The organism is Xanthomonas sacchari, from assembly GCF_024266585.1.
Classification (GTDB): Bacteria; Pseudomonadota; Gammaproteobacteria; order Xanthomonadales; family Xanthomonadaceae; genus Xanthomonas_A; species Xanthomonas_A sacchari_C.
In genome coordinates this window covers 725,001-748,063 of the sequence record NZ_CP100647.1, presented here as the reverse complement: position 1 = coordinate 748,063, position 23,063 = coordinate 725,001, and the positions used below count along the sequence as shown (strand labels likewise).

Annotated in this window: 19 protein-coding genes and 2 rRNA genes (1 of these 21 only partly in view); 7 read left to right on the top strand and 14 right to left on the bottom strand. The window is 68.0% G+C overall.

Annotated elements, in window-relative coordinates:
* Positions 1–4 precede the first annotated feature (4 nt).
* Together NKJ47_RS03135 and NKJ47_RS03130 are read right to left on the bottom strand one after the other, a co-directional pair.
* Positions 5–580 carry a hypothetical protein gene (locus tag NKJ47_RS03135; protein ID WP_254460092.1) on the bottom strand — a complete coding sequence of 192 codons (576 nt, stop codon included), beginning with the start codon at positions 578–580 and terminating at the stop codon, positions 5–7.
* A gap of 27 nt (positions 581–607) precedes the next feature.
* Positions 608–1,366 carry an SURF1 family protein gene (locus tag NKJ47_RS03130; RefSeq protein WP_254460091.1) on the bottom strand — a complete coding sequence of 253 codons (759 nt, stop codon included), beginning with the start codon at positions 1,364–1,366 and terminating at the stop codon, positions 608–610.
* 30 nt (positions 1,367–1,396) lie between these two features.
* Between NKJ47_RS03130 and NKJ47_RS03125 the strand changes: the two genes are divergently transcribed.
* Positions 1,397–1,615 carry a twin transmembrane helix small protein gene (locus NKJ47_RS03125; protein ID WP_160968816.1) on the top strand — a complete coding sequence of 73 codons (219 nt, stop codon included), beginning with the start codon at positions 1,397–1,399 and terminating at the stop codon, positions 1,613–1,615.
* A gap of 102 nt (positions 1,616–1,717) precedes the next feature.
* Here NKJ47_RS03125 and NKJ47_RS03120 read toward each other — a convergent pair whose 3' ends face one another.
* Genes NKJ47_RS03120 through NKJ47_RS03100 form a run of 6 tightly spaced genes read right to left on the bottom strand, consistent with a single transcriptional unit; the run spans position 1,718 to position 6,468 of the window.
* Positions 1,718–2,599, bottom strand: coding sequence for a cytochrome c oxidase subunit 3 (locus NKJ47_RS03120; RefSeq protein WP_254460090.1), 882 nt, complete (start codon positions 2,597–2,599; stop codon positions 1,718–1,720).
* Positions 2,600–2,618: 19 nt separating this feature from the next.
* Complete coding sequence (locus NKJ47_RS03115; protein ID WP_254460089.1) at positions 2,619–3,209, bottom strand: cytochrome c oxidase assembly protein; 591 nt, start codon at positions 3,207–3,209, stop codon at positions 2,619–2,621.
* A complete protein-coding gene (locus NKJ47_RS20695) occupies positions 3,206–3,337 on the bottom strand; it encodes a hypothetical protein (RefSeq protein ID WP_302329803.1) in 132 nt (43 codons plus the stop codon). Before NKJ47_RS20695 ends, NKJ47_RS03115 begins: the two co-directional genes overlap by 4 nt.
* The gene (gene ctaD / locus NKJ47_RS03110; RefSeq protein ID WP_254460088.1) at positions 3,337–4,947 is read right to left on the bottom strand and encodes a cytochrome c oxidase subunit I; all 1,611 of its coding nucleotides are present in this window, start codon (positions 4,945–4,947) and stop codon (positions 3,337–3,339) included. The genes NKJ47_RS20695 and ctaD overlap by 1 nt, the downstream gene beginning before the upstream one ends.
* A gap of 31 nt (positions 4,948–4,978) precedes the next feature.
* Positions 4,979–5,968 (bottom strand): cytochrome c oxidase subunit II, encoded by a 990-nt coding sequence (gene coxB / locus NKJ47_RS03105; RefSeq protein ID WP_254460087.1) that lies wholly within the window; start codon positions 5,966–5,968, stop codon positions 4,979–4,981.
* A gap of 20 nt (positions 5,969–5,988) precedes the next feature.
* Positions 5,989–6,468, bottom strand: a complete 480-nt coding sequence (locus NKJ47_RS03100; protein WP_254460086.1) for a DUF2244 domain-containing protein — start codon at positions 6,466–6,468, stop codon at positions 5,989–5,991.
* Between the two features lie 262 nt (positions 6,469–6,730).
* Here NKJ47_RS03100 and putA point away from each other — a divergent pair, with 262 nt between their 5' ends.
* Positions 6,731–9,925 carry a bifunctional proline dehydrogenase/L-glutamate gamma-semialdehyde dehydrogenase PutA gene (putA, locus tag NKJ47_RS03095; RefSeq protein ID WP_254461321.1) on the top strand — a complete coding sequence of 1,065 codons (3,195 nt, stop codon included), beginning with the start codon at positions 6,731–6,733 and terminating at the stop codon, positions 9,923–9,925.
* Positions 9,926–10,064: 139 nt separating this feature from the next.
* Here putA and NKJ47_RS03090 read toward each other — a convergent pair whose 3' ends face one another.
* On the bottom strand, positions 10,065–11,405 hold the full coding sequence (locus tag NKJ47_RS03090; RefSeq protein WP_254460085.1) for an outer membrane protein transport protein: 1,341 nt from the start codon (positions 11,403–11,405) through the stop codon (positions 10,065–10,067).
* Between the two features lie 244 nt (positions 11,406–11,649).
* On the opposite strand from NKJ47_RS03090, the gene NKJ47_RS03085 reads away from it, so the two are divergent.
* The 3 genes from NKJ47_RS03085 to NKJ47_RS03075 are packed head-to-tail and all read left to right on the top strand — an operon-like array spanning position 11,650 to position 13,691.
* Entirely contained in the window at positions 11,650–12,342 is a 693-nt protein-coding gene (locus NKJ47_RS03085; RefSeq protein ID WP_010340917.1) for a rhomboid family intramembrane serine protease, read from the top strand.
* Between the two features lie 37 nt (positions 12,343–12,379).
* Positions 12,380–12,700 (top strand): DUF1820 family protein, encoded by a 321-nt coding sequence (locus NKJ47_RS03080; RefSeq protein ID WP_209032314.1) that lies wholly within the window; start codon positions 12,380–12,382, stop codon positions 12,698–12,700.
* Between the two features lie 4 nt (positions 12,701–12,704).
* The gene (locus NKJ47_RS03075; RefSeq protein WP_254460084.1) at positions 12,705–13,691 is read left to right on the top strand and encodes a D-2-hydroxyacid dehydrogenase family protein; all 987 of its coding nucleotides are present in this window, start codon (positions 12,705–12,707) and stop codon (positions 13,689–13,691) included.
* Positions 13,692–13,721: 30 nt separating this feature from the next.
* Here NKJ47_RS03075 and NKJ47_RS03070 read toward each other — a convergent pair whose 3' ends face one another.
* Positions 13,722–15,206, bottom strand: coding sequence for a S41 family peptidase (locus NKJ47_RS03070; protein WP_254460083.1), 1,485 nt, complete (start codon positions 15,204–15,206; stop codon positions 13,722–13,724).
* A 104-nt stretch (positions 15,207–15,310) separates the two neighbouring features.
* Positions 15,311–16,621, bottom strand: coding sequence for a murein hydrolase activator EnvC family protein (locus NKJ47_RS03065; protein WP_429002514.1), 1,311 nt, complete (start codon positions 16,619–16,621; stop codon positions 15,311–15,313).
* A gap of 103 nt (positions 16,622–16,724) precedes the next feature.
* Here NKJ47_RS03065 and NKJ47_RS03060 point away from each other — a divergent pair, with 103 nt between their 5' ends.
* Complete coding sequence (locus tag NKJ47_RS03060) at positions 16,725–17,387, top strand: hypothetical protein (protein WP_254460082.1); 663 nt, start codon at positions 16,725–16,727, stop codon at positions 17,385–17,387.
* 81 nt (positions 17,388–17,468) lie between these two features.
* Positions 17,469–19,211, top strand: coding sequence for a M28 family metallopeptidase (locus tag NKJ47_RS03055; RefSeq protein WP_254460081.1), 1,743 nt, complete (start codon positions 17,469–17,471; stop codon positions 19,209–19,211).
* A 599-nt stretch (positions 19,212–19,810) separates the two neighbouring features.
* Here NKJ47_RS03055 and NKJ47_RS03050 read toward each other — a convergent pair.
* The 3 genes from NKJ47_RS03050 to NKJ47_RS03040 all read right to left on the bottom strand — a co-directional run.
* Positions 19,811–20,878, bottom strand: coding sequence for an NAD(P)-dependent alcohol dehydrogenase (locus NKJ47_RS03050; protein WP_254460080.1), 1,068 nt, complete (start codon positions 20,876–20,878; stop codon positions 19,811–19,813).
* Positions 20,879–21,752: 874 nt separating this feature from the next.
* Positions 21,753–21,867 (bottom strand): 5S ribosomal RNA (gene rrf / locus NKJ47_RS03045).
* 155 nt (positions 21,868–22,022) lie between these two features.
* Positions 22,023–23,063 (bottom strand): 23S ribosomal RNA (locus NKJ47_RS03040) (it continues 1,839 nt past the right edge of the window).

Here is a 23,063-nt window from a genome sequence, read left to right as displayed (position 1 = left end):
CGGCTCACAGGAGTTTCAGCAGTTTCGCCAGGTCCGCGCGCAGCCCGGCCGGGTCGAACCCGGGGGCATAGCGCAGCACCACGAAACCGTTTGGATCAATGACATAGACCGGCACCCCGGCCGCATCGCGCACCCGCGGCAGCGCCGCCAGCAGCGCCGGGTCCGGGCGCAGCGCCCGCACCTGCGGCAGCGCCTGCGCCGCGGCCGGCGGCGTGCCGATCCACAGGATCTGCACGTGGTCGGCATCGTGGCCGAACAGTTGCCAGACCTTGTCCAGATCGCGCGCCAGCGCATCGCAGGCGCTGCCGCACTCGGCCGGCGGCGCCAGCGCGATGCGCCACAGCCGCCGCTGCGGTTCCCAGGCGTAGCCGCGGCCATCGGCCAGCCGCGGCTGCAGCGCGCGCAGGTCGGCCGGCGGCTGCAGCAGTTCGCCGTGGTTGCGGCTGGCGGCCGGCTGCCAGCCGGAGAAACGCAAGGCGCCGGCGACCAGCATCGAGCCGAAGAACAGCACGAACAACGCGATCAGCGGCCAACGGCCGCGTGCGGCCGCCGGGCGCGGGGCCGGGATGGGAGCATTCATGCCGGGGATTTTCTCATGCGCGCGCGCTCAGCGCCCGCCCCGTCCCCTGCGCGCGCGCCAACTGAGCAGCCCCGCGGTGACCAGCACCGCCAGCGCCAAGCCGAACCATTGCACCGCGTAACCCAAGTGGCGCTCGGGCGGCAGCGTGTTCGGCAGCAGATCCAGGTCGCGCGGATAGCCCAACGGCAGGGCCGGATCCAGGCGCAGCACCTGCGACAAAATGTCGCGGCGGCCCAGCGCCTCGCCGATCGCCGCCGGCTCGATGCGCATCGCCAGCCAGCGCTGCGGCGACGGCGCCGCGACCAGGGCCGGCCCCAGCACCAGGCCGTGCGACGGTGCCGGCGCAAGCAGGCCGACCAGCTTATAGCGGCCCTGCAGCGCGGTCGGCGCCGGCAGCGCGCGGTCGGCCGGCAGCGGCAGCCAGCCCAGTTCCACCAGCAACGGCGCCGCGGCGCCGTCAGGCAGGAACGGCTGGTACACCTTCACCCCGCTGCGGCCCTGCCGCAGCTGGTTGTCGAGCAGGATCTGCCCGGGCAGGAAGCGGCCGGCGCCATGCACCCAGCGCAGTTGCCCCGGCGGCGCCGCGCGCAGCGCATCGGCCAGCGCCTGCGGGCGATCGCGCACATGCGCCGCCTGCGCCAGCAGCGCCTGCTTCTCGTGCATGCGCTGCAACTGCCAGCGGCCCAGCGCGCAGAAGCCCAGCGCCACTGCCAACGCCACGCTCCACCCCAGCCACAACGGCATGCGCCGGCGCACGCCCACGCGCGGGGCAGCGGCGAGGGTCATAATGCGGACACACCATGTGCCGAGACGCCCATGAACGACTCGCTGAAGACCTTGCTGATCGTCGCGTTCCTGCTGCTCATCCTGTGGAACCTGGGCGCCGGCCTGTACTACCTGTTGGTGGACCGCGGCCAGAGCAAGCGCACGGTGAACGCATTGACCTGGCGCATCGGCCTGTCGGTGTGCCTGATCCTGTTGGTCATCCTGGGCATCTATACCGGCACGATCAAGCCACACGGGCTCGGGCGCTGAGAAGCCGGGAATGGGGAATCGGGAAAAGAGAATCGGCAAATCAGAAGCGCAAGCGAAAGCCGCTCTTGCGATTCCCCATTCCCGATTCCCTATTCCCCGCCCTCAAAGCACATAGACGAACAGGAACAACGCCAGCCACACCACGTCGACGAAGTGCCAGTACCACGCCGCCGCTTCGAAGGCGAAGTGGTTGTCGCGGCTGAAGTGCCCGCGGGTGATCCGCAGCAGCATCACCAGCAGCATGATCGTGCCCAGCAGCACGTGCGCACCGTGGAAGCCGGTGAGCATGAAGAAGGTGGAGCCGTAGATGCCCGACCCCAGGGTCAGGTTGAGCTCCTTGTAGGCATGCGTGTACTCCTCGGCCTGGAAGTACAGGAAGGTGCAGCCGAGCACCACGGTTAGCGCCTGGAACACCATCAGCCGGGTGCGATGGCCGGCCTTGAGCGCGTGGTGGGCGATGGTCAGGGTCACGCCGGAACTGAGCAGGATCAGCGTGTTGATCAACGGCAGGCCCCACGCCGGGATGGTCTGGAACTGGCCGCCGATGCCGCCCGGGCCGTTGGTCGGCCAGGCCGCCGAGTAGCCGTCCCACAGCAGCGCATTGGTCATCACCCCGTCGCCCTCGCCGCCCAGCCACGGCAGGATGAAGCTGCGGGTGTAGAACAGCGCGCCGAAGAAGGCGCCGAAGAACATCACCTCGGAGAAGATAAACCACACCATGCCCATGCGGAACGACACGTCGACCTGGCGGTTGTAGTGCCCGGCGATCGATTCGCGGATCACATCGCCGAACCACATGAACAGCGTCGCCACCAGCATCGCGATGCCGGTGAAGAAGGTCCACTTGCCCCAGGACGCGTCGTTGAGCCAACTGGCCACGCCGATCATGGTCACGAACATCGCGATCGAGCCGATGAACGGCCAGCGGCTCTGGCTGGGCACGTAATAGGCGTTGGCGGTGGCGTCGGTGCTGGGCTGGGCCATGGCAGGCATTCCGGTCGGGTCAGGGAGCCGAGCGCGCGGAACCGGCCAGTTTCGGCGATCCCAGTTCCGCGCTCAGCGCATCGTTCTTGTAGAAGGTGTAGGACAGGGTGATGGTGCTGATGTCGCTGGGCAGATTGCGGTCGACGATGAAGCGCACCGGCATGTCGCGTTTCTCGCCGGCCTGCAGGGTCTGCGCGGTGAAGCAGAAACACTCGGTCTTGGTGAAGTAGCCGGAGGCGCGCGCCGGCGCCACCGACGGCACCGCGCTGCCGACGATGGCATGCGCGCCGTCGTTGTGCGCGTAGTACAGCGCCTCGTTGAGCTCGCCCGGCACCACCTGCATGGTCAGTTGCTCCGGATGGAACGACCACGGCAGCTTGGAGTTCACCCCGCCATCGAACTGCACCGTGACCGTGCGCTTGCCGGCCAGCGACTTGCCGGCCTGCGGGCCTTCGCCCGGGCCGCGCTCCAGGCGCACGCCGAACACCTTCTCGCAGGCGATGCGGTACAGCGGCACCAGCGAGAAGGTCAGCAGGAACACCGCCAGCGCCACGCCGACCAGCTTGAACAGCCCGGCGCTGCTGTGCACCTGCGGCGCCGGCGCGTTCATAGGCCCAGCACCCCCGACAGGATGAAGCCGACGTAGATCGCCAGCGCCACCGCGCCGACCACCAGCGCGGTGCGCGCCGCACGCTTGCGGCGCAGGACCAGGTCGTCGAGCGGCGGTTGCGCGGTCATCAGTGGCTGATGTCGTCGTGGGCCAGGTCGCCGGGCTTGATCACCGGCGGCAGGGTGAACGTGTGCGCCGGCGCCGGCGACGGCACCGTCCACTCCAGGCCGCGCGCGCCTTCCCACGCGCGCGCCTTGGCGCGCGCGCCGTTGCGCAGCGACGCCAGCAGGATGCCGGCCATCAGGAACGGGGTGACGAACATGCCGAACGCGCCGATCGAGCTGACCAGGTTCCAGTCGGCGAACACCACGTTGTAGTCGGGGATGCGCCGCGGCATGCCGGCCAGGCCGAGGAAGTGCTGCGGGAAGAACAGCAGGTTGACGAACAGCATCGTCCACCAGAAATGGAACTTGGCCCAGCGCTCGCTGTACATGCGCCCGGTCCACTTCGGCCACCAGTAGTACACCGCCGCGATCAGCGCGAACACCGCACCGGTGACCAGCACGTAGTGGAAGTGCGCGACCACGAAGTAGGTGTCGTGGTACTGGAAGTCGGCCGGCACGATCGCCAGCATCAGGCCCGAGAAGCCGCCGATGGTGAACAGGATGACGAAGGCGATGGCCCACAGCATCGGCGCCTCGAAGGTCATCGAGCCCTGCCACATGGTGCTGACCCAGTTGAACACCTTCACCCCGGTGGGGATGGAGATCAGCATCGTGGCGAACATGAAGTAGATCTCGCCGCCCAACGGCATGCCCACGGTGAACATGTGGTGGGCCCAGACGATGAAGCTCAGGAACGCGATCGCCGCGATCGCGTAGACCATCGCCTGGTAGCCGAACAGCGGCTTGCGGCTGAAGGTCGGGATGATTTCGCTGATCACGCCGAACGCCGGCAGGATCATGATGTAGACCTCGGGATGCCCGAAGAACCAGAAGATGTGCTGGTACATCACCGGGTCGCCGCCGCCGGCGGCGTTGAAGAACGAGGTGCCGAAGAACTTGTCGGTGAGCAGCATGGTCACCGCGCCGGCCAGCACCGGCATCACCGCGATCAGCAGGAACGCGGTGATCAGCCAGGCCCAGCAGAAGATCGGCATCTTCAGCAGGTCGATGCCCGGCGCGCGCATGTTGAGCACGGTGGCGATGATGTTGATCGCGCCCATGATCGAGCTGATGCCGGCGACGTGGATGGCGAACACCGAGAAGGCGACGTTGTAGCCGCCCTGCAGCATCAGCGGCGGATACATGGTCCAGCCGCCGGCCGGCGCGCCGCCCGGGAGAAAGAAGGTCAGCAGCAACAGGCTGAACGCCACCGGCAGCAGCCAGAACGACCAGTTGTTCATGCGCGGCAGCGCCATGTCCGGCGCGCCGATCTGCAGCGGGATCATCCAGTTGGCCAGGCCGACGAAGGCCGGCATCACCCCGCCGAAGATCATCACCAGCGCGTGCACGGTGGTCATCTGATTGAACTGCTCGGGCTTGATGTATTGCAGGCCCGGTTGCGCAAGTTCGAGGCGGATCATCACGCTCATCGCGGCACCGACGATGAACATGATGAAGCTGAAGAGCAGGTACAGCGTGCCGATGTCCTTGTGGTTGGTGGAGAACAACCAGCGCTCGACGAAGCTCTGCTGATGCCCGTGCTCGTCGTGGTGATCGACTGCCGAATGGGCCATGGCGGCTACCTCAGGAAAGGAGTGAGGGAGATCAGGCGGCTTGCACGGTCAGGTGCGAGTCGGGACGAGGACGCGACAGCCGCGCCTGCGGCGGCGCCGCCGGCGCCTGAGCGTCCGCGGGCGCCGCAGCGGGGTCGGACGTGGCCGGTGCGGCGGCCGGGGCCGCCGGCGTGGCCGGCGCGGGCGCGGCGGCGGGTGCCGGCTTGCGCGATGCCAGCCACTTCTGGAAGTCCTGCTTGCTCACCGCCTCGACCACGATCGGCATGAAGCCGTGGTCCTTGCCGCACAGCTCGGCGCACTGGCCGCGGTATACCCCGGGGGTGTCGATGCTGGTCCAGGCCTCGTTGATGATTCCGGGGATGGCGTCCTGCTTCCACCCCAGCGCCGGCACCCACCAGGCGTGGATGACGTCGTCGGCGGTGATGACGAAGCGCACCTTGGTGTTCACCGGCAGCACCAGCCGGTTGTCCACGTCCAGCAGGTAGTGCGGATCCTGCTCGATCGTGGGCACGGCGCCGCTCTGCCGCAGGCGGTCGGAACTGCGCGCCAGGCGGCTGGTGAACGCCACGTTCTCGCCCAGGTATTCGTAGCGCCACATCCACTGGTAGCCGGTGACCTTCACCGTCATCTCGGCATCGCGGGTGTCGTACATCGCGATCAGCTTGGCCGTGGCCGGCCAGGCCATCACGATCAGGATCAGCACCGGGATCACCGTCCACACGATCTCGGCCTTGGTGTTGTGGGTGAACTGCGCCGGCACCGCGCCCTTGGACTTGCGGAACTTGAAGATCGCATAGGCCATCGCGCCGAACACCAGCACGCCGATGACTACGCAGACCCACAGCGCGACCATGTGCGCGTCGTAGGCGTTGCGCGCGCTCTGGGTGACGCCCCGTCCCATGTTGAGCTGCCACGGCTTGGGATCGGCCGACTGCGCCCATGCCAGCGGTGCGGCCATCGCCGCCGCCAACGCCATCCCGCCCCTGACCGCCTGTTGCACCCACCCGCCGCGTTGCTTCATTGCCTAGACCCCTTGGAGCGTCATCGGTTGCGACCGGTCGCGGCCGCCAGCAAGCCTTCCAGGGTCTGCGCCAGTTGCCGGCGTTCGTCGGGGCCGAGGAACTCGCCAACCCGGACCTGCTTGCCGCTGGATGCCAGCACCACCCTGTCGTCGCCTTCGATCCGCAACCGCACCCAGTGCGGATGGGCGCGGAACGCCGGCGTTCCTGCATTCGGATGGGTCACTTCCACGCACGCCGGACCCACCCGGATCTCCTCTTCGCGCTCGCCGCCGCGCCACGACCAATGCAGCGCGAGCGCCACCACCATGCTGTGCAACAGCGCGAACGCAGGCGCGAACACATTGCCGGCGAGCCAGCCCAGCCCGGCCACGGCCCACATCGCCCCGGCCAGTGCGACGAACAACAGAACGAATTGCCGGGCATTCAACGCCCGCGGCGGCCGCAGCAGCAGCAGCTGCGTACCCGACCCCTCCGGAGAAAACGGAAACATTTCGATCATGTCGAACCGCGCTTCCGAACCGCTCGCGCCCGAGCCGCGAGCACGCCTGGATGGTAGCCCCGGGCCTGCGCGGCGGCAAGCGCGCGTTCACCACAAAAAATGCTGCAGCGCAACTAGATTCGTGTTCAGCCTGGGCACGCGCAGCATCGCCGCGGCGATGCCGGCAGCGCCCTGCGCGTGCAGGCGCTGACATAAAATAGCGGGCTCTGTCCCTGGCCTTTCCTGCATGAACGCTCTGCCTGGCGCCGGCTCTGTTCCGGCGATGCCGTCCGCGTCTCCTTCGCCGTTGCTGTCCCCCGAACTCCCGCCCGCGCCGCAGGCCCTGCGCGCGGCGATCACCGCCGCCTGGCTCAAGGACGAAGCCGAACACGTGCGCGAACTGCTCGAGCAGGCGCGCCTGCCCGCGGCCGACCAGGCCAAGGTGCAGGCGCTGGCCGCCGACCTGGTCACCCGGGTACGCGCTCGCGCCCAGGACCAGGGTGCGATCGAGGCCTTCATGCGCCAGTACGATCTCGGCAGCGAGGAAGGCGTACTGCTGATGTGCGTGGCCGAAGCGCTGCTGCGCATCCCCGACCAGGACACTGCCGACAAGCTGATCCGCGACAAGCTCGGCGATGCGGACTGGAAGAAGCACATGGGCGAGAGCGACTCGCTGCTGGTCAACGCCTCGACCTGGGGCCTGATGCTCACCGGCAAGCTGGTGCAGATCAACGACCTCACCCGCGCCGACGTGGCCGGCGCGTTCAAGCGCCTGATCGGCCGCGTCGGCGAGCCGGTGATCCGCCTGGCGGTGCGCCAGGCGATGAAGATCATGGGCCACCAGTTCGTGATGGGCCGGACCATCGGCGAAGCGCTGACCCGCTCGAAGAAGGGCGACAACGCCCACTACCGCTATTCGTTCGACATGCTCGGCGAAGGCGCGCTGACGATGCAGGACGCGCAGCGCTATCTCGATGCCTACCGCCAGGCGATCCACGCCATCGGCAAGCACTTCGCCGCGCAGCGCCCGCAGGGCGGCGGCAAGGACGCGGTGTTCGCCGCGCCCAGCATCTCGATCAAGCTCTCGGCGCTGTACCCGCGCTACGAGCACGCCAAGCGCGCGCGGGTGATGGCCGAGCTGGTGCCGGGCGTGCTGGAGTTGGCGCAACTGGCCAAGTCCTACGGCATCGGCTACACGGTCGATGCCGAGGAAGCCGACCGCCTGGAACTGTCGCTGGACATCATCGAGGCCACCTTCTCCGATCCCTCGCTGGACGGCTGGGAAGGCTACGGCCTGGCGGTGCAGGCGTACCAGAAGCGCACCCCGTACACCATCGACTTCCTCGCCGACCTGGCGCGCCGCGTCGGCCGCCGCATCCCGGTGCGCCTGGTCAAGGGCGCCTACTGGGACGCGGAGATCAAGCGCGCGCAGGTCGAAGGCCATCCGGGCTATCCGGTGTTCACCCGCAAGCAGAACACCGACGTGTCCTACCTGGCCTGCGCCAAGCGCCTGTTCGCGCACAGCGACGCGCTGTATCCGATGTTCGCCACCCACAACGCGCAGACCATCGCCGCGGTGCGCGCCATCGCCGGCGGCCGCGACTACGAGCACCAGAAGCTGCACGGCATGGGCGACGACCTCTACGCCGAGGTGATCCCCGCCGACCGCCTCGGCGTGCCCTGCCGCGTGTACGCGCCGGTGGGCTCGCATGAGGACCTGCTGCCGTACCTGGTGCGGCGCCTGCTGGAGAACGGCGCCAACTCCAGCTTCGTCAACCGCATCACCGACGAGAACGTGGCCATCGAAGACCTGATCCGCGATCCGGTCGAAGCGGTGTCCGCGTTCGCCTCCATCCCGCATCCGAAGATTCCGCTGCCGGTCGATCTGCTGCGCAGCCAGAACCACAACAGGAAGAACTCCATGGGCGCCAACCTCGCCAACGACAATGACCTGCGCGCGCTGGCCGACCAGCTCAACGCCGCGCTCAAGCCCTGGCAGGCCGCGCCGCTGGTGCCCGGCGCGGTGATCGCCGGCGACGCGCTGCCGGTCGCCAACCCGGCCGATCGCCGTCAGGTCGTCGGCCACTGGAAGCCGGCCGATGCCGCCACCGTGGAAAAGGCGCTGAGCAATGCCGCGGCCGCCTACCCGGCCTGGAACCGCACCCCGGCCGCCAGCCGCGCCACCATCCTCGAACACGCCGCCGACCTGCTGGAAGCGCGCATGCCCGAGTTCATGGCGCTGTGCGTCAAGGAAGCCGGCAAGACCCTGCCCGACGGCGTCGCCGAAGTGCGCGAAGCGGTGGATTTCCTGCGCTACTACGCCGGCCAGGCGCGCGCGCAGTTCGGTGCGCCCGAGCGCCTGCCCGGGCCGACCGGCGAATCCAACGAACTGCAGCTGCACGGCCGTGGCGTGTTCGTGTGCATCAGCCCGTGGAACTTCCCGCTGGCGATCTTCCTCGGCCAGGTCGCCGCGGCGCTGGCCGCCGGCAACAGCGTCATCGCCAAGCCGGCCGAGCAGACCAACCTGGTCGGCCATGCCGCGGTGAAGCTGCTGCACGAAGCCGGCGTGCCGGAGGCGGTAGTGCAGTTCCTGCCCGGCGACGGCGCCACCGTCGGCACCGCGCTGACCCGCGATCCGCGCGTGGCCGGCGTCGCCTTCACCGGCTCCACCGAGACCGCGCGCGCGATCAACCGCGCGCTGGCCGCGCGCGATGCCGCCATCGGCGTGCTGATCGCCGAGACCGGCGGCCAGAACGCCTTCATCGCCGACTCCTCGTCGCTGCCCGAAGCGGTGGTCAAGGACGCGATCTCCAGCGCCTTCATCTCCGCCGGCCAGCGCTGCTCGGCCGCGCGCGTGCTGTTCGTGCAGGACGACATCGCCGACAAGGTGATGACCATGCTGGCCGGCGCGATGGCCGAACTGAAGGTCGGCGACCCGGGCCTGCTGTCCACCGACGTCGGCCCGGTGATCGACGCCGATGCGCTGCAGATCCTCACCGATCACGCCGCGCGCATGGACCGCGAAGCGCGCGCCATCGCCGTCGCCGCCACCGACGCGGCCACCGCGCACGGCAGCTTCTTCGCCCCGCGCGCCTACGAGCTGCAGTCGCTGGCGCAGTTGCAGCGCGAGATCTTCGGCCCGGTGCTGCACGTGATCCGCTGGAAGGCCGACCAGCTCGATGCGGTGATCGACCAGATCAACGCCACCGGCTACGGCCTGACCCTGGGCGTGCATTCGCGCATCGACGAGACCATCGAGCGCATCGCCTCGCGGGTGGCGGTGGGCAACGTCTACGTCAACCGCAACCAGATCGGCGCGGTGGTCGGCGTGCAGCCGTTCGGCGGCCAGGGCCTGTCCGGCACCGGCCCCAAGGCCGGCGGCCCGCACTACCTGCTGCGCTTCGCCACCGAGAAGGTGGTGACGGTCAACACCACCGCCGCCGGCGGCAACGCCTCGCTGCTGACCCTGGGCGACTGAGCCGCCCCGCTCGACGCAGCGTTCCGCCCGGAACCTGCGCCGAGCGCGGCCTGCCGCAGCGCGCATCGCACGCCGCGGACGGGCACAAAAAAAGCCCCGCCGAAGCGGGGCTTTTTCGTGAGCTGCGAAGCGCCTGCGATCAGAACTTGTAGTTGACCGAGGCCGCCAGCACGTTGCCGCTCACGTCGTAGTCGCCGACCAGGCGGTTGCCGGTGGCGCTGGTGGTGGCGATGCTCGGATCGCTGGTGAACAGGTGGGTGTAGCCGAAGCTGTACTCGGCCTGCTCGGACGGCTTCCAGGTCAGACCCAGCGAGACCCACTTGCGGCTCGCGTCCGGCACGCGCACGTCGCGGTGCTGGTCGGTGGTCGGGGTCTGGTCGTAGGCCAGGCCGCCACGCAGGGTCAGCGTGTCGCTCATGCGGTAGTCGGCACCCAGCGACACGAAGGTGGTGTCGCGGTACGAGAAGTCCAGCACGCTGTCGGGCTGGTTGGAGGCGAAGTCGACGGTGACCTTGTCGAACTTGCTCCAGGCGGTGCGGGTGACGTCGGCCATCACCGTCCACTGCTCGTTGATGTCATGGGTGAAGCTGGCGGTGGCGCTGGCCGGCAGCTTGACCGTGGCGCGGCCCTTGGTGTCGACGAAGGTGCCCGGCGCGGCGACGGCCAGCACGGTGGCCGCACTGCCCGGCACGGTGAAGTCGGCGTCGCCGTCGGTGATCTTGTGCTCGACCTGCGAGCGGTAGCTGAAGCCGATGTGGGTGTGCTCGTCGACGCTGAACAGGCCGCCCAGGGTGAAGCCGACCGCGGTGTTGTCGCCCTTGATGCGCGAGAAACCGTCGGCGCTGCCCGGCGCGAAGCCCGGCACGCGGCGCGAGGCCAGGATGGTGCCGAAGTCGACGGCGTTGCTCAGGTCGATGTCCAGGCGCTCGGCGAACACCGACGCGCCGAACGACACGTACGGGTTGACGTCGTAGGAGAAGGCGAAGTTCAGGTCGATCGCCTGCAGCTCGGTCTTGACGCCGTTGTAGCGGCCGACCCAGTCGCGGTCGTATTCGGTCTTGAAGCCGAACGGCACGGTCAGCGAGGAGCCGAAGTGCATGTTGTTGTTCTCGCCGAACGGCAGGTGGAAGTACACCGCCGGGACCGGCGCGATCATGCCGGCGTCGCCGCCGCGGCCGCCGGAGATCGGCGCGCCGGTGGCGTAGGTGCCGCCGTCGCCCTGGTACTTGGCCGAGAACTGGATGGCGCTGACGTCGGCCTGGAACTGGCGGCCGTCGAGCTGGCGCATGCCGGCCGGGTTGGTGGCGATGATGGAGGCGTCGCCGGGGGCGCTGCCAGAGCCGGCAAAGGCGCGGCCCAGGCCCTTGGCGCTGTTCTCCTTGAGCTGGAACGCGGCGCCGTGCGCCTGGCCCATGGCCAGCGCGCCGACGATGCCGACGGCCAGAGCGGTGAAACGGACGAACTGGGTTGCGTTTTGCATGGCTAGTTTTTCTCCGGAAGACGAATTGTCTGTGTTCGCGCCTGCGCATTCCCGGGCCGAAAAGGTCCAGAAAGGCGCGCCGGAGTCCCCTCCCGACATACGACGCCGTATGCGAGTATACGCCTCCGCGTTAACTCAACAATAACGACATGATACGTTCAGGTTCGTGTGGAGTGGGCGTGTGTTCAGCCGGATGAAGCCGTTATCGTGGCGTCCCTAGCAGTTTCCGGTTCCCCTCCTTCGCATGTTCGTCTCCATCCCATCCCGCGAACGCACCACGCTGCGCTGGGCCACCCCGCTGCTGTTCGCGGCGATGTGGCTGGCCTTCCTGTGGTCGATCAGCCGCCCCGACGAGGCGCGCGCGACGCTGTGGCTGGACTGGGGTGCGCTCTCGGCCGGGGTCGGCAGCCCGCGCGACTGGCTGGCCACGGTGCAGGACGGCAGCGTGCTGCGCCTGTTCACCGCGCTGTTCCTGCACGCCGACTGGTCGCACCTGCTCGGCAACCTGGTGTTCCTGTTGATCTTCGGCCTGCCCGCCGAGCGCGTGCTGGGGCCGTGGCGGTTCCTGCTGCTGTTCCTGGGCGGCGGGGCGATCTCCAACCTGGCCGCGGTGTTCGCGATCGGCACCCCGGACCGGGTGATCATCGGCGCCAGCGGCGCGGTCTCGGCGCTGATCGGCACCTACCTGGCGCTGTTCCCGCGGGCCAAGCTCGGTGTGGTGCTGCCGCTGGGGCTGTTCCTGGAATTCGTGCGCGCTCCTGCCTCGCTGCTGATCGGCACCTGGGCGGCGCTGCAGGTGGTGTTCGCCTACATCGGCCCGGCGTTCGGCATGGTGGCGTGGTCGGCGCACCTGGCCGGGTTCGCCTTCGGCATGGTCTACGGCCTGTACGTGCGCGCGGCGATCGCACGGCGGCTGCGCAAGCGCAAGGGCTTCTGAGCCGCGTGCGGGGACAGGCGCGCCTTATACTGCGCGCATGTTCAAGCACCTGTACAAAGTGACCTTCCTCAACCACGGCAAGGTCTACGAGCTGTATTGCCAGCACGTCGGCAGCAGCCATCTGTGGGGCTTCACCGAGATCGGCACGCTGGTGTTCGACGTGCACGACGGACTGGTGATCGATCCCACCGAGGAACGCCTGCGCGAGGAGTTCGGCGCCACCAAGACCCTGCACCTGCCGATGCAGAGCATCGTGCGCATCGAAGAGGTGGAGAAGAAGGGGCCGTCGGCGATCCGCGACGCGGCCACCGGCGAAAAGGTGGTCACGCCGTTCCCGATGCCCGGCAAGCCACGCTGAGCCGATGCGCATCCTGGTCGCCGACGACTATCAGGATGCGGTGCGCCACCTGCCCTGCTTCGCGCGGCTGCAGGCGCACCACGTCGAGGTGCTGACCGCGCTGGCGCCCGACCGCGCGATCCTGATCCGCCACGCCGCCGAGGCCGAGGCGCTGGTGCTGATCCGCGAGCGCACCCGCATCGACGACGCCCTGCTGGCGCAACTGCCGAAGCTGCGCCTGATCAGCCAGACCGGGCGGATCGGCGAGCACATCGACCTGGCCGCCTGCACCGCCCGCGGCGTTGCCGTGGCCGAAGGCGTCGGCTCGCCGGTGGCGCCGGCGGAACTGACCTGGGCGCTGCTGATGGCGGCCAGCCGGCGCCTGCCGGCCTACCGCGATGCGCTGCTGGCCGGGCGCTGGCAGGCCACCGGCGATGCGCAGCTGGGCCGCAGCCTGGATGGCCTGACGCTAGGCATCTGGAGCTACGGCAAGATCGGCCGCCGCGTCGCCGCCTACGGCCGCGCCTTCGGCATGCAGGTGCAGGTGTGGGGCAGCGAAGACAGCTGCGCGCAGGCGCGGGCCGACGGCTTCGCGGTCGCCACCAGCCGCGCGGCGCTGTTCGCCGAGAGCGACGTCCTCAGCTTGCATCGCCGCCTGGTCGCGGCCACCCGCCACCAGATCGGATTGGACGATCTGCTGCGGATGAAACCGGACGCCTTGCTGGTCAATACCAGCCGCGCCGAACTGCTCGCCCCCGGCGCGCTGCTGGCGGCGCTGGAGGCCGGCCGCCCCGGGCAGGCGGCGCTGGACGTGTTCGAGCAGGAACCGCTGCTGGATCCGCAGCATCCGCTGCTGCGGCACCCGCGCGTGCTGGCGACGCCGCATCTGGGCTACGTCGAACAGGCCAGCTACGCGCTCTACCTCGGGACCGCCTTCGACAACGTGCTGGCCTTCGCCGCCGGCGCGCCGCAGCACCTGGCCAATCCCGAGGTGCTGACCGCGCGCGGCTGAGCGCGCGGGCGACTGCGCGCCGCGACCGGCTCAGGAACCGGAGGCAGGCGCCGGTTCGGCGGCGCTGGACGCCGGCTTGGCCGCTTCAGGCTTGGCCGGTTCCACCGCCGGCGGCTTCGCCGGCGCCGCCTTCGGCGCCACGCCCGCCGGCTTGTGCGCCGGCTTGGCCTTGCCCTTGCCGGCCGGTGCCGCTGCGGCCGCCCGTGCCACCGCGCCGGGCTGCTTCAGTTCGGCCAGCGCCTGCGCGATCGGGCCATCACCTGGCAGCACGTCGCCGGCGGTGTAGCCCTCGGCGCCCTCGTCGTCGCCATGCAGGTGGCCCGGCAGGGTCGCTTCGCTGTAGTCGGCGATCGCGGCCGGCTTGTCGGCATCGTCCGCGCTGGCCTCCGGGTGCAGCACCACGTCGGGCACGATGCCGCTGGCCTGGATCGACTTGCCGCTGGGGGTGTAGTAGCGCGCCGTGGTCAGCTTGACCGAGTCGCCGTTGTCCAGCGGCAGCACGGTCTGCACCGAACCCTTGCCGAAGGTGCGGCTGCCGACGATGCGCGCGCGCTTGTTGTCGCGCAGCGCGCCGGCCAGCACTTCCGAGGCGCTGGCCGAACCGGCATCCACCAGCACCACCATCGGCGCACCGTTGAGCAGGTCGCCGGGCGTGGCGTCGAACTTGGAATCGCTGACCGAGATGCGCCCGCGGGTGCTGACGATGGTGCCCTTGTCCAGCACATCGTCGGCCACCTGCACCGCCGCGGTCAGCAGGCCGCCCGGGTTGCTGCGCAGGTCCAGCACCAGCCCGCGCAGCTTGCCGCCGGCCTGCGCCTGCAACTGCTGCAGCTGCTTGTGGAAATCGGCGCCGGTATCGGCCTGGAAGGTGCTGATGCGGATGTAGCCGTAGCCCGGTTCGAGCATGCGGCTGCGCACGCTGGCCACGCGGATGGTCTGCCGGGTCAGGGTCACGTCGAACGGCTTGGCCACCTTGTCGCGGGCGATGGTCAGCACGACCTTGCTGCCCGACTCGCCGCGCAGCGGCTCCATCGCCTTGACCGCGCTGATCGGCTTGCCGTCGATGGCGATGATGATGTCGCCCGAGCGCAGGCCGGCGCGCGCGGCGGGCGTGTCGTCGATCGGCGACACCACCTTGAGCGTGTTGTCCGGTAGCTGCAGCAGCTCCACGCCGATGCCGTCGTAGGCGCCGCTGGTCTGCTCGTCGAAGGCCTCGGCGTCTTCCTTGCTGAAATAGGTGCTGTGCGGATCCAGGTCCAGCAGCAGGCCACGGATCGCGGACTGCATCAGCTTCTTGTCGTCGACCGGATCGACGTAGGCTTCCTTCACCGCGTTGTAGACCGCGACGTAGCGGCGGATCTCGTCCAGCGGCACCTTGGCACTGGCCGATTCGGTGCTATCCGGATCGTCGGCGCTGGCCGCCGGGGCCGTGGGCGTCTGCGTCTCGGCGCGTTGCGCCATCGACGGCAGCGGCGCCAGAGCGAGCAACAGGGCTGCGGACAGGACTACGCGCATGAAGCACTCCGATTGGGGAAGACCCGCACCGTGCACGGCGCGGTTGTCCGGATTATGCGCGAAGCCGAGCTAAATTCGCGTTGAACGCGCGTCGCCGGCGGCGCTCAGCGGCGCTGCAGCCACGACGACGGATCCACCGGTTGGCCATTGCGGCGCAGTTCGAAGTACAGCGCCGGGCGGCCCTGGCCGCCGGAGTTGCCGACCTTGGCCACCGCATCGCCACGCTTGACCTTGGCGCCGGCGTCGCGCAGCAAGGTGTCGTTGTGCGCGTACAGGCTCATGTAGCCGTTGCCGTGGTCCACGATCAGGATCATGCCGTAGCCGGTCATCCAGTCGGAGAACACCACGGTGCCATCGGCGACCGCGGTGACGGTGCTGCCGGCGGGCGCGGCAATCAGCACGCCGCTGCTGGTGCGCCCGTCGGGCAGCCGGCCGCCGTAGCGCGCGATCAGGTCGCCCGACAGCGGCCAGCCCAGGCCACCGACCTTCAACGGCGGCGCCGAGGCGACCACCTTGGGCGGCACCTTGCCACCGCCACGCCCGGCCTTCGCCGCGGCCTTGGCCTGCGCCGCCTGTTCGGCCGCTTCGCGCCTGGCCGCGGCACGACGCTCGGCCTCGGCACGCGCCGCGGCGGCACGCAGGTTGGCCAGCAGGGTTTCCAGCGCCTTGGCATCCTGGCCCAGCGCCTTCTCGCGTTCACTGCGGTCCTGGTAGCGCTGGTCCAGTTCCGAGACCACGCTGGCGCGCTGCTTGCGGTCGCGTTGCAGGGCCTGCGCCTGTTCCTGTTGGCGGCGCTGGGCCTCGCTCAGTTGCTGCTTCTGTTCGACGACCTCGCGCTGCACCTGTTCCAGCGCCTGCAGTTCGTGGGTCAGCGTGGCGATGCGCTGCGCGCGCTCGCGCTGCAGATAGCGGTGATAGGCCAGCAGGCGGTTGGCATCGGCCACGCGGTCCTGCGCCAGCAGCAGCTTCAGCGGCGCATTGCTGCCGATGGCGTAGGCCGCGCGCAGCAGCTGCGCCAGTTCGGCGCGCTGGCGCGCCAAGCCGCTGCGCAGGCCATCGCGCTTGCGTTCGAGCTCGGCCAGGGTCTGCTGGTGCCGCTGCAGCGCCTGTTGCGTCTGCGCCAGACTGCGGCCGGTGGCGGCGACCTTTTCGTCGGCCTCGCGCAACTGGCGCGCAGCGTCGCCGCGCTTGCCTTCCAGTTGCCGGCGCTCCTCGGCCACGCTCTTCAGCTCGCCGCGCACCTTCTCCAGGCGCTTTTCCGCCTCGCGCGGATTCTGCGCCACGGCCAACCCGGCAGTCAGCAGCCACGCCACCGCCAGCAGGCTGCACAACAGCCGGCGCCCATGCCCGGGCGCACGCCGCTCGACCGCGCGAGATGCGGTGGAACGCAACGGGACAGGAGCGGCTGCGGGCAAGGGAAGGTCCAGTGACTTCAGGCAGGTGTGGATTGTAGCGAAGCGTGTTGTGATCGCCCCACGATTGATTGCCGCCGCGGTGTCGGCGCCCGGGAGGTGAGGGATGAAACGCATGCATCTGGCGATTGTGCTGGCTCTGGCCCTGATGGCCGGCCCGGCATTCGCGGGCGAGGGCATCAGCAAGGTCAACGGCAGCATCACCGCCGACGCCGGCCAGCAGTACGGGGACCTGGAAACCGTCAACGGCAGCATCAAGGTCCAGTCCGGCGCCCAGGTGGGCAGCGTGGAAACGGTCAACGGCAGCGTCAAGGTCGCCGACGGCGCGCAGACCAAGGGGCTGTCCACGGTCAACGGCGGCATCACCATCGCCGAGCGCGCACAGGTGGCCGGTTCCATCGAAACCGTCAACGGCGGCATCTTCGTCGACCGCGGCAGCCGTGTCGGCGGCGGCATCGAGAGCGTCAACGGCAGCATCGGCCTGGTCGCCACGCAGCTGGACCATGGCATCGAGACGGTCAACGGCGACATCACCGTCGGCCACGATTCGCATGTGGGCGGCGGCATCTCGATCAACAAGCCCAGCTTCAGCATGTCGTTCAAGCCGGCGCGCAAGCCGCGGGTCATCGTCGGCCCGCGTGCGGTGATCGACGGTCCGCTGCGCTTCGAGCGCGAAGTCACCCTCTACGTGCACCGCAGCGCCAAGACCGGACCGATCACCGGCGCCACCGCGCTGCCCTTCGACGGCGACACCGCGCCGAACAACTGAGCCGTGCCGCGTCGCCGCGCCTGCCCGGGCGGGCGCGGCTTGCCTATAGAATCCAGGGGTCCCTCGCCACCAGGAGCCCTCATGTCCCGCAAGCTCGTGCTGTGCCTGGCCGCGGCGGCGGCGCTGACCGCGTGCAAACGCGAAGCGCCCGCCCCGGCCGCCGACGCCGCGCCACCGGCCGCGACGCCCGCGCCCGCTGCGCCGCCCACGCATGCGTTTTCGACCGGGATCGCGCCGGCAGACTTCGCCGAACTGGTCAAGACGCTGTCCTCCGACGCCTTCGAAGGCCGCGGTCCCGGCACGCCGGGCGAAGACAAGACGGTCGCCTACATCCGCGACCAGATGCAGCGCATCGGCCTGCAACCGGGCAACGGCGACAGCTGGTTCCAGGACGTGGCGATGACCGAGACCACCGCCGCCCCCGGCACCACGCTCACCATCGCGCACGACGGCACGGCGCGCCAGCTCGCCTTCGGTACCGACATGGTGGTGGGCACGCGCACCGGCCAGCCCGAGGTCAAGCTCGACGGCAGCGACATGGTCTTCGTCGGCTACGGCGTGGACGCGCCGGAGCAGAAGTGGAACGACTACGCCGGCCAGGACTGGAAGGGCAAGACCGTGGTGATGTTCGTCAACGACCCCGGCTTCCACACCGGCGACGGCAGCCTGTTCGAAGGCAAGCGCATGACCTACTACGGGCGCTGGACCTACAAGTTCGAGGAAGCCGCGCGCAAGGGCGCCGCCGCCGCGCTGATCGTGCACGACACGCCCGGCGCCAGCTACGGCTGGGACGTGGTCAAGAATTCCTGGTCCGGCGCGCAGTACGACCTGCCGGCGAAGAACGATCCGGAGCCGCGCATCCCAGTGCAGGGCTGGATCACCGCCGCGGCGGCCAAGCAGCTGTTCGCCGATGCCGGCCTGGATCTGGCGCAGGCGTACAAGGACGCCAGCAAGCGCGGCTTCAAGCCGGTCCCGCTGAAGGCCAAGCTCTCGGTGGACCTGAAGAGCACCATCGCCGAGAAGACCTCGCGCAACGTGGTCGGCGTGCTGCCCGGCAGCAGCCGCGCCGACGAAGCGGTGCTGTACATGGCGCACTGGGATCACCTGGGCAAGCACGACGGCGAACCCGGCGACAACATCTACAACGGCGCGGTCGACAACGCCACCGGCGTGGCCGGCATCCTGGAAATCGCCGATGCATTCGTGCACCAGCAGCCCAAGCCCGAGCGCTCGGTGGTATTCCTGGCGGTGACCCTGGAAGAGTCGGGGCTGCTCGGTTCCAAGTACTACGTGGCGCATCCGACCTTCCCGTTGAACAAGATCGCCGGCGTCATCAACCTGGATGCGATGCCGGTGGCCGGGCGCGCCAAGGACCTGGTGGTCAACGGGTTCGGTAGCTCCCAACTGGAAGACATGCTCAAGCCCATCGCCGCCGCGCAAGGCCGCGTGCTGCACGCCGAAGACGCGCCGCAGAGCGGGTTCTACTTCCGTTCCGATCACTTCAACTTCGCCAAGGCCGGCGTGCCCGCGCTGTACATCGACGGCGGCGAGGACCTGGTCGACGGCGGCATCGACGCCGGACGCCGTGCCGCGGCGGACTACGCCAAGCGCTACCACACGCCGGCAGACGAGTATGACCCGGCGACCTGGAAGCTCGATGGCGTGATGGACGACCTGCAGGCGGTCTACGGCCTCGGCAAGGAACTGGCGGCAGGCGACAGCTGGCCGAACTGGTACCCGGACAATCCGTTCAAGGCCGCACGCGACAAGATGATGGGCAAGCCCACCTCGCTGGCGCCGCCGGAGCCGGCCTCCGGCAAGTGAGCGCCTGACCACACGTTTCGGTTGCGCGACAACGGCGCTTCGGCGCCGTTGTTTTCTTCGCAGTTGGGCGTCCGGCACGCGGCGCGACAGCGCGATTCCGACATCGCTGTCGCACTCGGGGTGCGACCACTCGCCATGGCGGCCAGCATCGCAGCGTTGTGGGGGCGACATCGAGTGCACGTCCTTCGCCACGGTGGAGCCGGACGCAACTTGCCCACGTAGGAGCGGCTTCAGCCGGACCTCCGTTAACGGGAACGCCCGTCGCAGCTGAAGCCGCTCCTACATCCTAGTTGTACGGTGCCTTTGTATGGCGACTGGCTGCGCGCGCGTTCTCGTCCCACGCTCCCTGCGCAAGCCGCCGCACTCCCCGGAATCTTCCGCCTCGTCATCGTCCGGTATGAAGTAGGAGGCATCACCACGTTCTCCCGAGGTGCCGCGTCCTTCGGATATGGGCGATGGACGAACCTGCCTGGGGAAACACAACGAGCGGCAAAGCAAGCACGCATAAAAAAGCCCGGGCATGGTCGTGCCCGGGCGTCCCACCCTCGCATCCGTCTTGCCAACTCCGCGGCAGCCCATGGCGACCGCGGACAACCGGCTCAGGCGGCTTGCTTGACCTGCGCCAGGCTGGCCATGTCGATGACGAAGCGGTACTTCACGTCGCCCTTGAGCATGCGCTCGTAGGCCTCGTTGATCTGCGCGATCTCGATCGTCTCGATGTCGGACACGATGCCGTGCTTGGCGCAGAAGTCCAGCATCTCCTGGGTCTCGCGGATGCCGCCGATCAGCGAACCGGCCAACTGGCGCCGCTTTATGATCAGGTTGAACACCGTCGGCGACGGATGCGGCTCGGCCGGCGCGCCGACCAGGGTCATGGTGCCGTCGCGCTTGAGCAAGGCCAGGAACGCATCCAGATCGTGCGGTGCCGCCACGGTATTGAGGATGAAGTCGAAGCTATTGGTGTGCGCCGCCATTTCGTCGGCGTTCTTCGACACCACCACTTCGTTCGCACCCAGGCGCAGCGCATCCTCGCGCTTGCCAGCCGAGGTGGTGAACAGCACCACGTGCGCGCCCATGGCGTGAGCGATCTTCACGCCCATGTGCCCGAGGCCGCCCAGGCCGACGATGCCAACCTTCTTGCCCGGGCCGACCTTCCAGTGGTTGAGCGGCGAATAGGTGGTGATGCCGGCGCACAGCAGCGGCGCCACCGCGGCCAGTTGCGAAACATCGTGGCGGATATGCAGCGCGTACTTCTCGTCGACCACGATGTGATCGGAGTAGCCACCGTAGGTGTTCTCGCCACCGAACATCGGGCCGTTGTAGGTGCCGACGAAGCCGTTCTCGCAGTACTGCTCCTCGCCATCGGCGCAGGAGGCGCAATGCCGACAGCTATCGACCATGCAGCCGACGCCGGCCAGGTCGCCGACCTTGAAGGCGCCGACCTGGTCGCCCACCGCGGTGATGCGGCCGACGATTTCATGGCCCGGGACCGACGGGTACTGGGTGTTCTGCCACTCGTTGCGGGCGGTGTGCAGATCCGAGTGGCAGACGCCACAGTAGAGGATCTCGATGCTGATGTCGTGCGCGCCGAGCGCGCGGCGCTCGAAGGTGAAGGGGGTCAGCGGCTGATTGGACGCCTGGGCGGCATATCCATGGGCTTGGCTCATGACAGAGACCTCATCGTGGGTGGAGGAGCCGAAAGGCGATGCGCCAAGCAGGCAATAGATGCCCACGCGGTCGCCAGAATCGGGAAAAAGTCTAAGCGGCGCGACTTGAAAGGGACGCATCACAGGATGGAACAGTGCGATGCGCCCATCCAAAACTTGTTATGCGGACGGATAGTTGTGGACTGGCGCACGCGTATAGCTGAACGCAGACCCACCTCATCGATCACGTGGAGGACGGCGATGAGAGGCATCGCTGACGTGGGGCTGCGAATGAGCTGCAGCGATCAACGCGCAGCACGATGTGGACGACGCCGGAGCCTGGACAGCGAACGCGATGGCAATTGCATGTGCAGGCCCTCCGCACGTGCACGACTCCGACGGCACGCCATCCTTGCGCCTGACGATCAGCACATTGCCGGATTCGCTGCGCTAGCGCCGTCGTCCCCACGGGCATTGGAACGCCAGCATCCAGCGGCGGCTTCACGGAGGGACTGCAACGCGACTACAGCGGCACGCGCCATTGCGTATCTCCAATGCAGTGGTGTCGGGGCATCGCAGATCGGTCTGGGGCGCGATGCCTCGGTCCGTTTCCTGATCTGACCATGCAAGCACGCCGCGCGGCGGAGCGGCGCATGTCCTGTCCGCACCGCAATGACGCCTTCAGGCCACCTCGAGTCACCTGCTCCCCTTGGGCGGGGGTGCCCAGATGACCTGCAGGAGCGGCTTCAGCCGCGACGGGCTTTAGCGGTGAGGGCAGGCGCCACGGCCAATGGTCCCATTTCGGCATTGACGATGCGGCCACGCGCGGCAGTGCGCTTTTCCCAGGCGCAATAAAAAATCCCCGTCCTTGTGGGACGGGGATTTGGGGTAAAGCCCCTGGCGATGACCTACTCTCGCATGGCTTGAGCCACACTACCATCGGCGCAGCTGCGTTTCACTTCCGAGTTCGGGATGGGATCGGGTGGTTCCACAGCGCTAATTTCACCAGGGAGACGGTTGGAGTGTCGCCGCGTGCGGTACTCGGTCGATGGACCGAGGACGGCATGGGCGCCAGCCTCTCATAGGGTGTGATGTAGCGAGCGAGTGAGAGCGATCGACGTGTGTCGCGCTAAGGGATGCTTATGAGGAAGCATCTTGAGGTTATATGGTCAAGCCGCACGGATCATTAGTATCAGTTAGCTCAATGCATTGCTGCACTTACACACCTGACCTATCAACCACGTAGTCTACATGGTTCCTTAAGGGGACTTGTGTCCCGGGAGATCTCATCTTGAGGCGCGCTTCCCGCTTAGATGCTTTCAGCGGTTATCGCTTCCGAACATAGCTACCCGGCAATGCCACTGGCGTGACAACCGGAACACCAGAGGTTCGTCCACTCCGGTCCTCTCGTACTAGGAGCAGCCCCTCTCAAATCTCCAACGCCCATGGCAGATAGGGACCGAACTGTCTCACGACGTTCTGAACCCAGCTCGCGTACCACTTTAAATGGCGAACAGCCATACCCTTGGGACCGACTACAGCCCCAGGATGTGATGAGCCGACATCGAGGTGCCAAACACCGCCGTCGATATGAACTCTTGGGCGGTATCAGCCTGTTATCCCCGGAGTACCTTTTATCCGTTGAGCGATGGCCCTTCCATACAGAACCACCGGATCACTAAGACCTACTTTCGTACCTGCTTGATCCGTCGATCTTGCAGTCAAGCACGCTTATGCCTTTGCACACAGTGCGCGATGTCCGACCGCGCTGAGCGTACCTTCGTGCTCCTCCGTTACTCTTTAGGAGGAGACCGCCCCAGTCAAACTACCCACCATACACGGTCCCCGATCCGGATAACGGACCTAGGTTAGAACGTCAAGCACGACAGGGTGGTATTTCAAGGATGGCTCCACCACAGCTAGCGCCATGGTTTCATAGCCTCCCACCTATCCTACACAGACGAACTCAACGTTCAGTGTAAAGCTATAGTAAAGGTTCACGGGGTCTTTCCGTCTTGCCACGGGAACGCTGCATCTTCACAGCGATTTCAATTTCACTGAGTCTCGGGTGGAGACAGCGCCGCTGTCGTTACGCCATTCGTGCAGGTCGGAACTTACCCGACAAGGAATTTCGCTACCTTAGGACCGTTATAGTTACGGCCGCCGTTTACTGGGGCTTCGATCAAGAGCTTCGCCTTGCGGCTGA

Coding starts and splice junctions, on each gene's coding strand:
- NKJ47_RS03125 (WP_160968816.1), top strand. CDS start 1,397: ATGAACGACTCGCTGAAGACCTTGCTGATCGTCGCGTTCCTGCTGCTC.
- NKJ47_RS03130 (WP_254460091.1), bottom strand. CDS start 1,366: ATGACCCTCGCCGCTGCCCCGCGCGTGGGCGTGCGCCGGCGCATGCCG.
- NKJ47_RS03115 (WP_254460089.1), bottom strand. CDS start 3,209: ATGAACGCGCCGGCGCCGCAGGTGCACAGCAGCGCCGGGCTGTTCAAG.
- NKJ47_RS03075 (WP_254460084.1), top strand. CDS start 12,705: ATGCGCATCCTGGTCGCCGACGACTATCAGGATGCGGTGCGCCACCTG.
- NKJ47_RS20695 (WP_302329803.1), bottom strand. CDS start 3,337: ATGACCGCGCAACCGCCGCTCGACGACCTGGTCCTGCGCCGCAAGCGT.
- NKJ47_RS03055 (WP_254460081.1), top strand. CDS start 17,469: ATGTCCCGCAAGCTCGTGCTGTGCCTGGCCGCGGCGGCGGCGCTGACC.
- NKJ47_RS03120 (WP_254460090.1), bottom strand. CDS start 2,599: ATGGCCCAGCCCAGCACCGACGCCACCGCCAACGCCTATTACGTGCCC.
- NKJ47_RS03070 (WP_254460083.1), bottom strand. CDS start 15,206: ATGCGCGTAGTCCTGTCCGCAGCCCTGTTGCTCGCTCTGGCGCCGCTG.
- putA (WP_254461321.1), top strand. CDS start 6,731: ATGCCGTCCGCGTCTCCTTCGCCGTTGCTGTCCCCCGAACTCCCGCCC.
- NKJ47_RS03085 (WP_010340917.1), top strand. CDS start 11,650: ATGTTCGTCTCCATCCCATCCCGCGAACGCACCACGCTGCGCTGGGCC.
- NKJ47_RS03050 (WP_254460080.1), bottom strand. CDS start 20,878: ATGAGCCAAGCCCATGGATATGCCGCCCAGGCGTCCAATCAGCCGCTG.
- ctaD (WP_254460088.1), bottom strand. CDS start 4,947: ATGGCCCATTCGGCAGTCGATCACCACGACGAGCACGGGCATCAGCAG.
- NKJ47_RS03080 (WP_209032314.1), top strand. CDS start 12,380: ATGTTCAAGCACCTGTACAAAGTGACCTTCCTCAACCACGGCAAGGTC.
- NKJ47_RS03100 (WP_254460086.1), bottom strand. CDS start 6,468: ATGATCGAAATGTTTCCGTTTTCTCCGGAGGGGTCGGGTACGCAGCTG.
- NKJ47_RS03060 (WP_254460082.1), top strand. CDS start 16,725: ATGAAACGCATGCATCTGGCGATTGTGCTGGCTCTGGCCCTGATGGCC.
- coxB (WP_254460087.1), bottom strand. CDS start 5,968: ATGAAGCAACGCGGCGGGTGGGTGCAACAGGCGGTCAGGGGCGGGATG.
- NKJ47_RS03135 (WP_254460092.1), bottom strand. CDS start 580: ATGAATGCTCCCATCCCGGCCCCGCGCCCGGCGGCCGCACGCGGCCGT.
- NKJ47_RS03090 (WP_254460085.1), bottom strand. CDS start 11,405: ATGCAAAACGCAACCCAGTTCGTCCGTTTCACCGCTCTGGCCGTCGGC.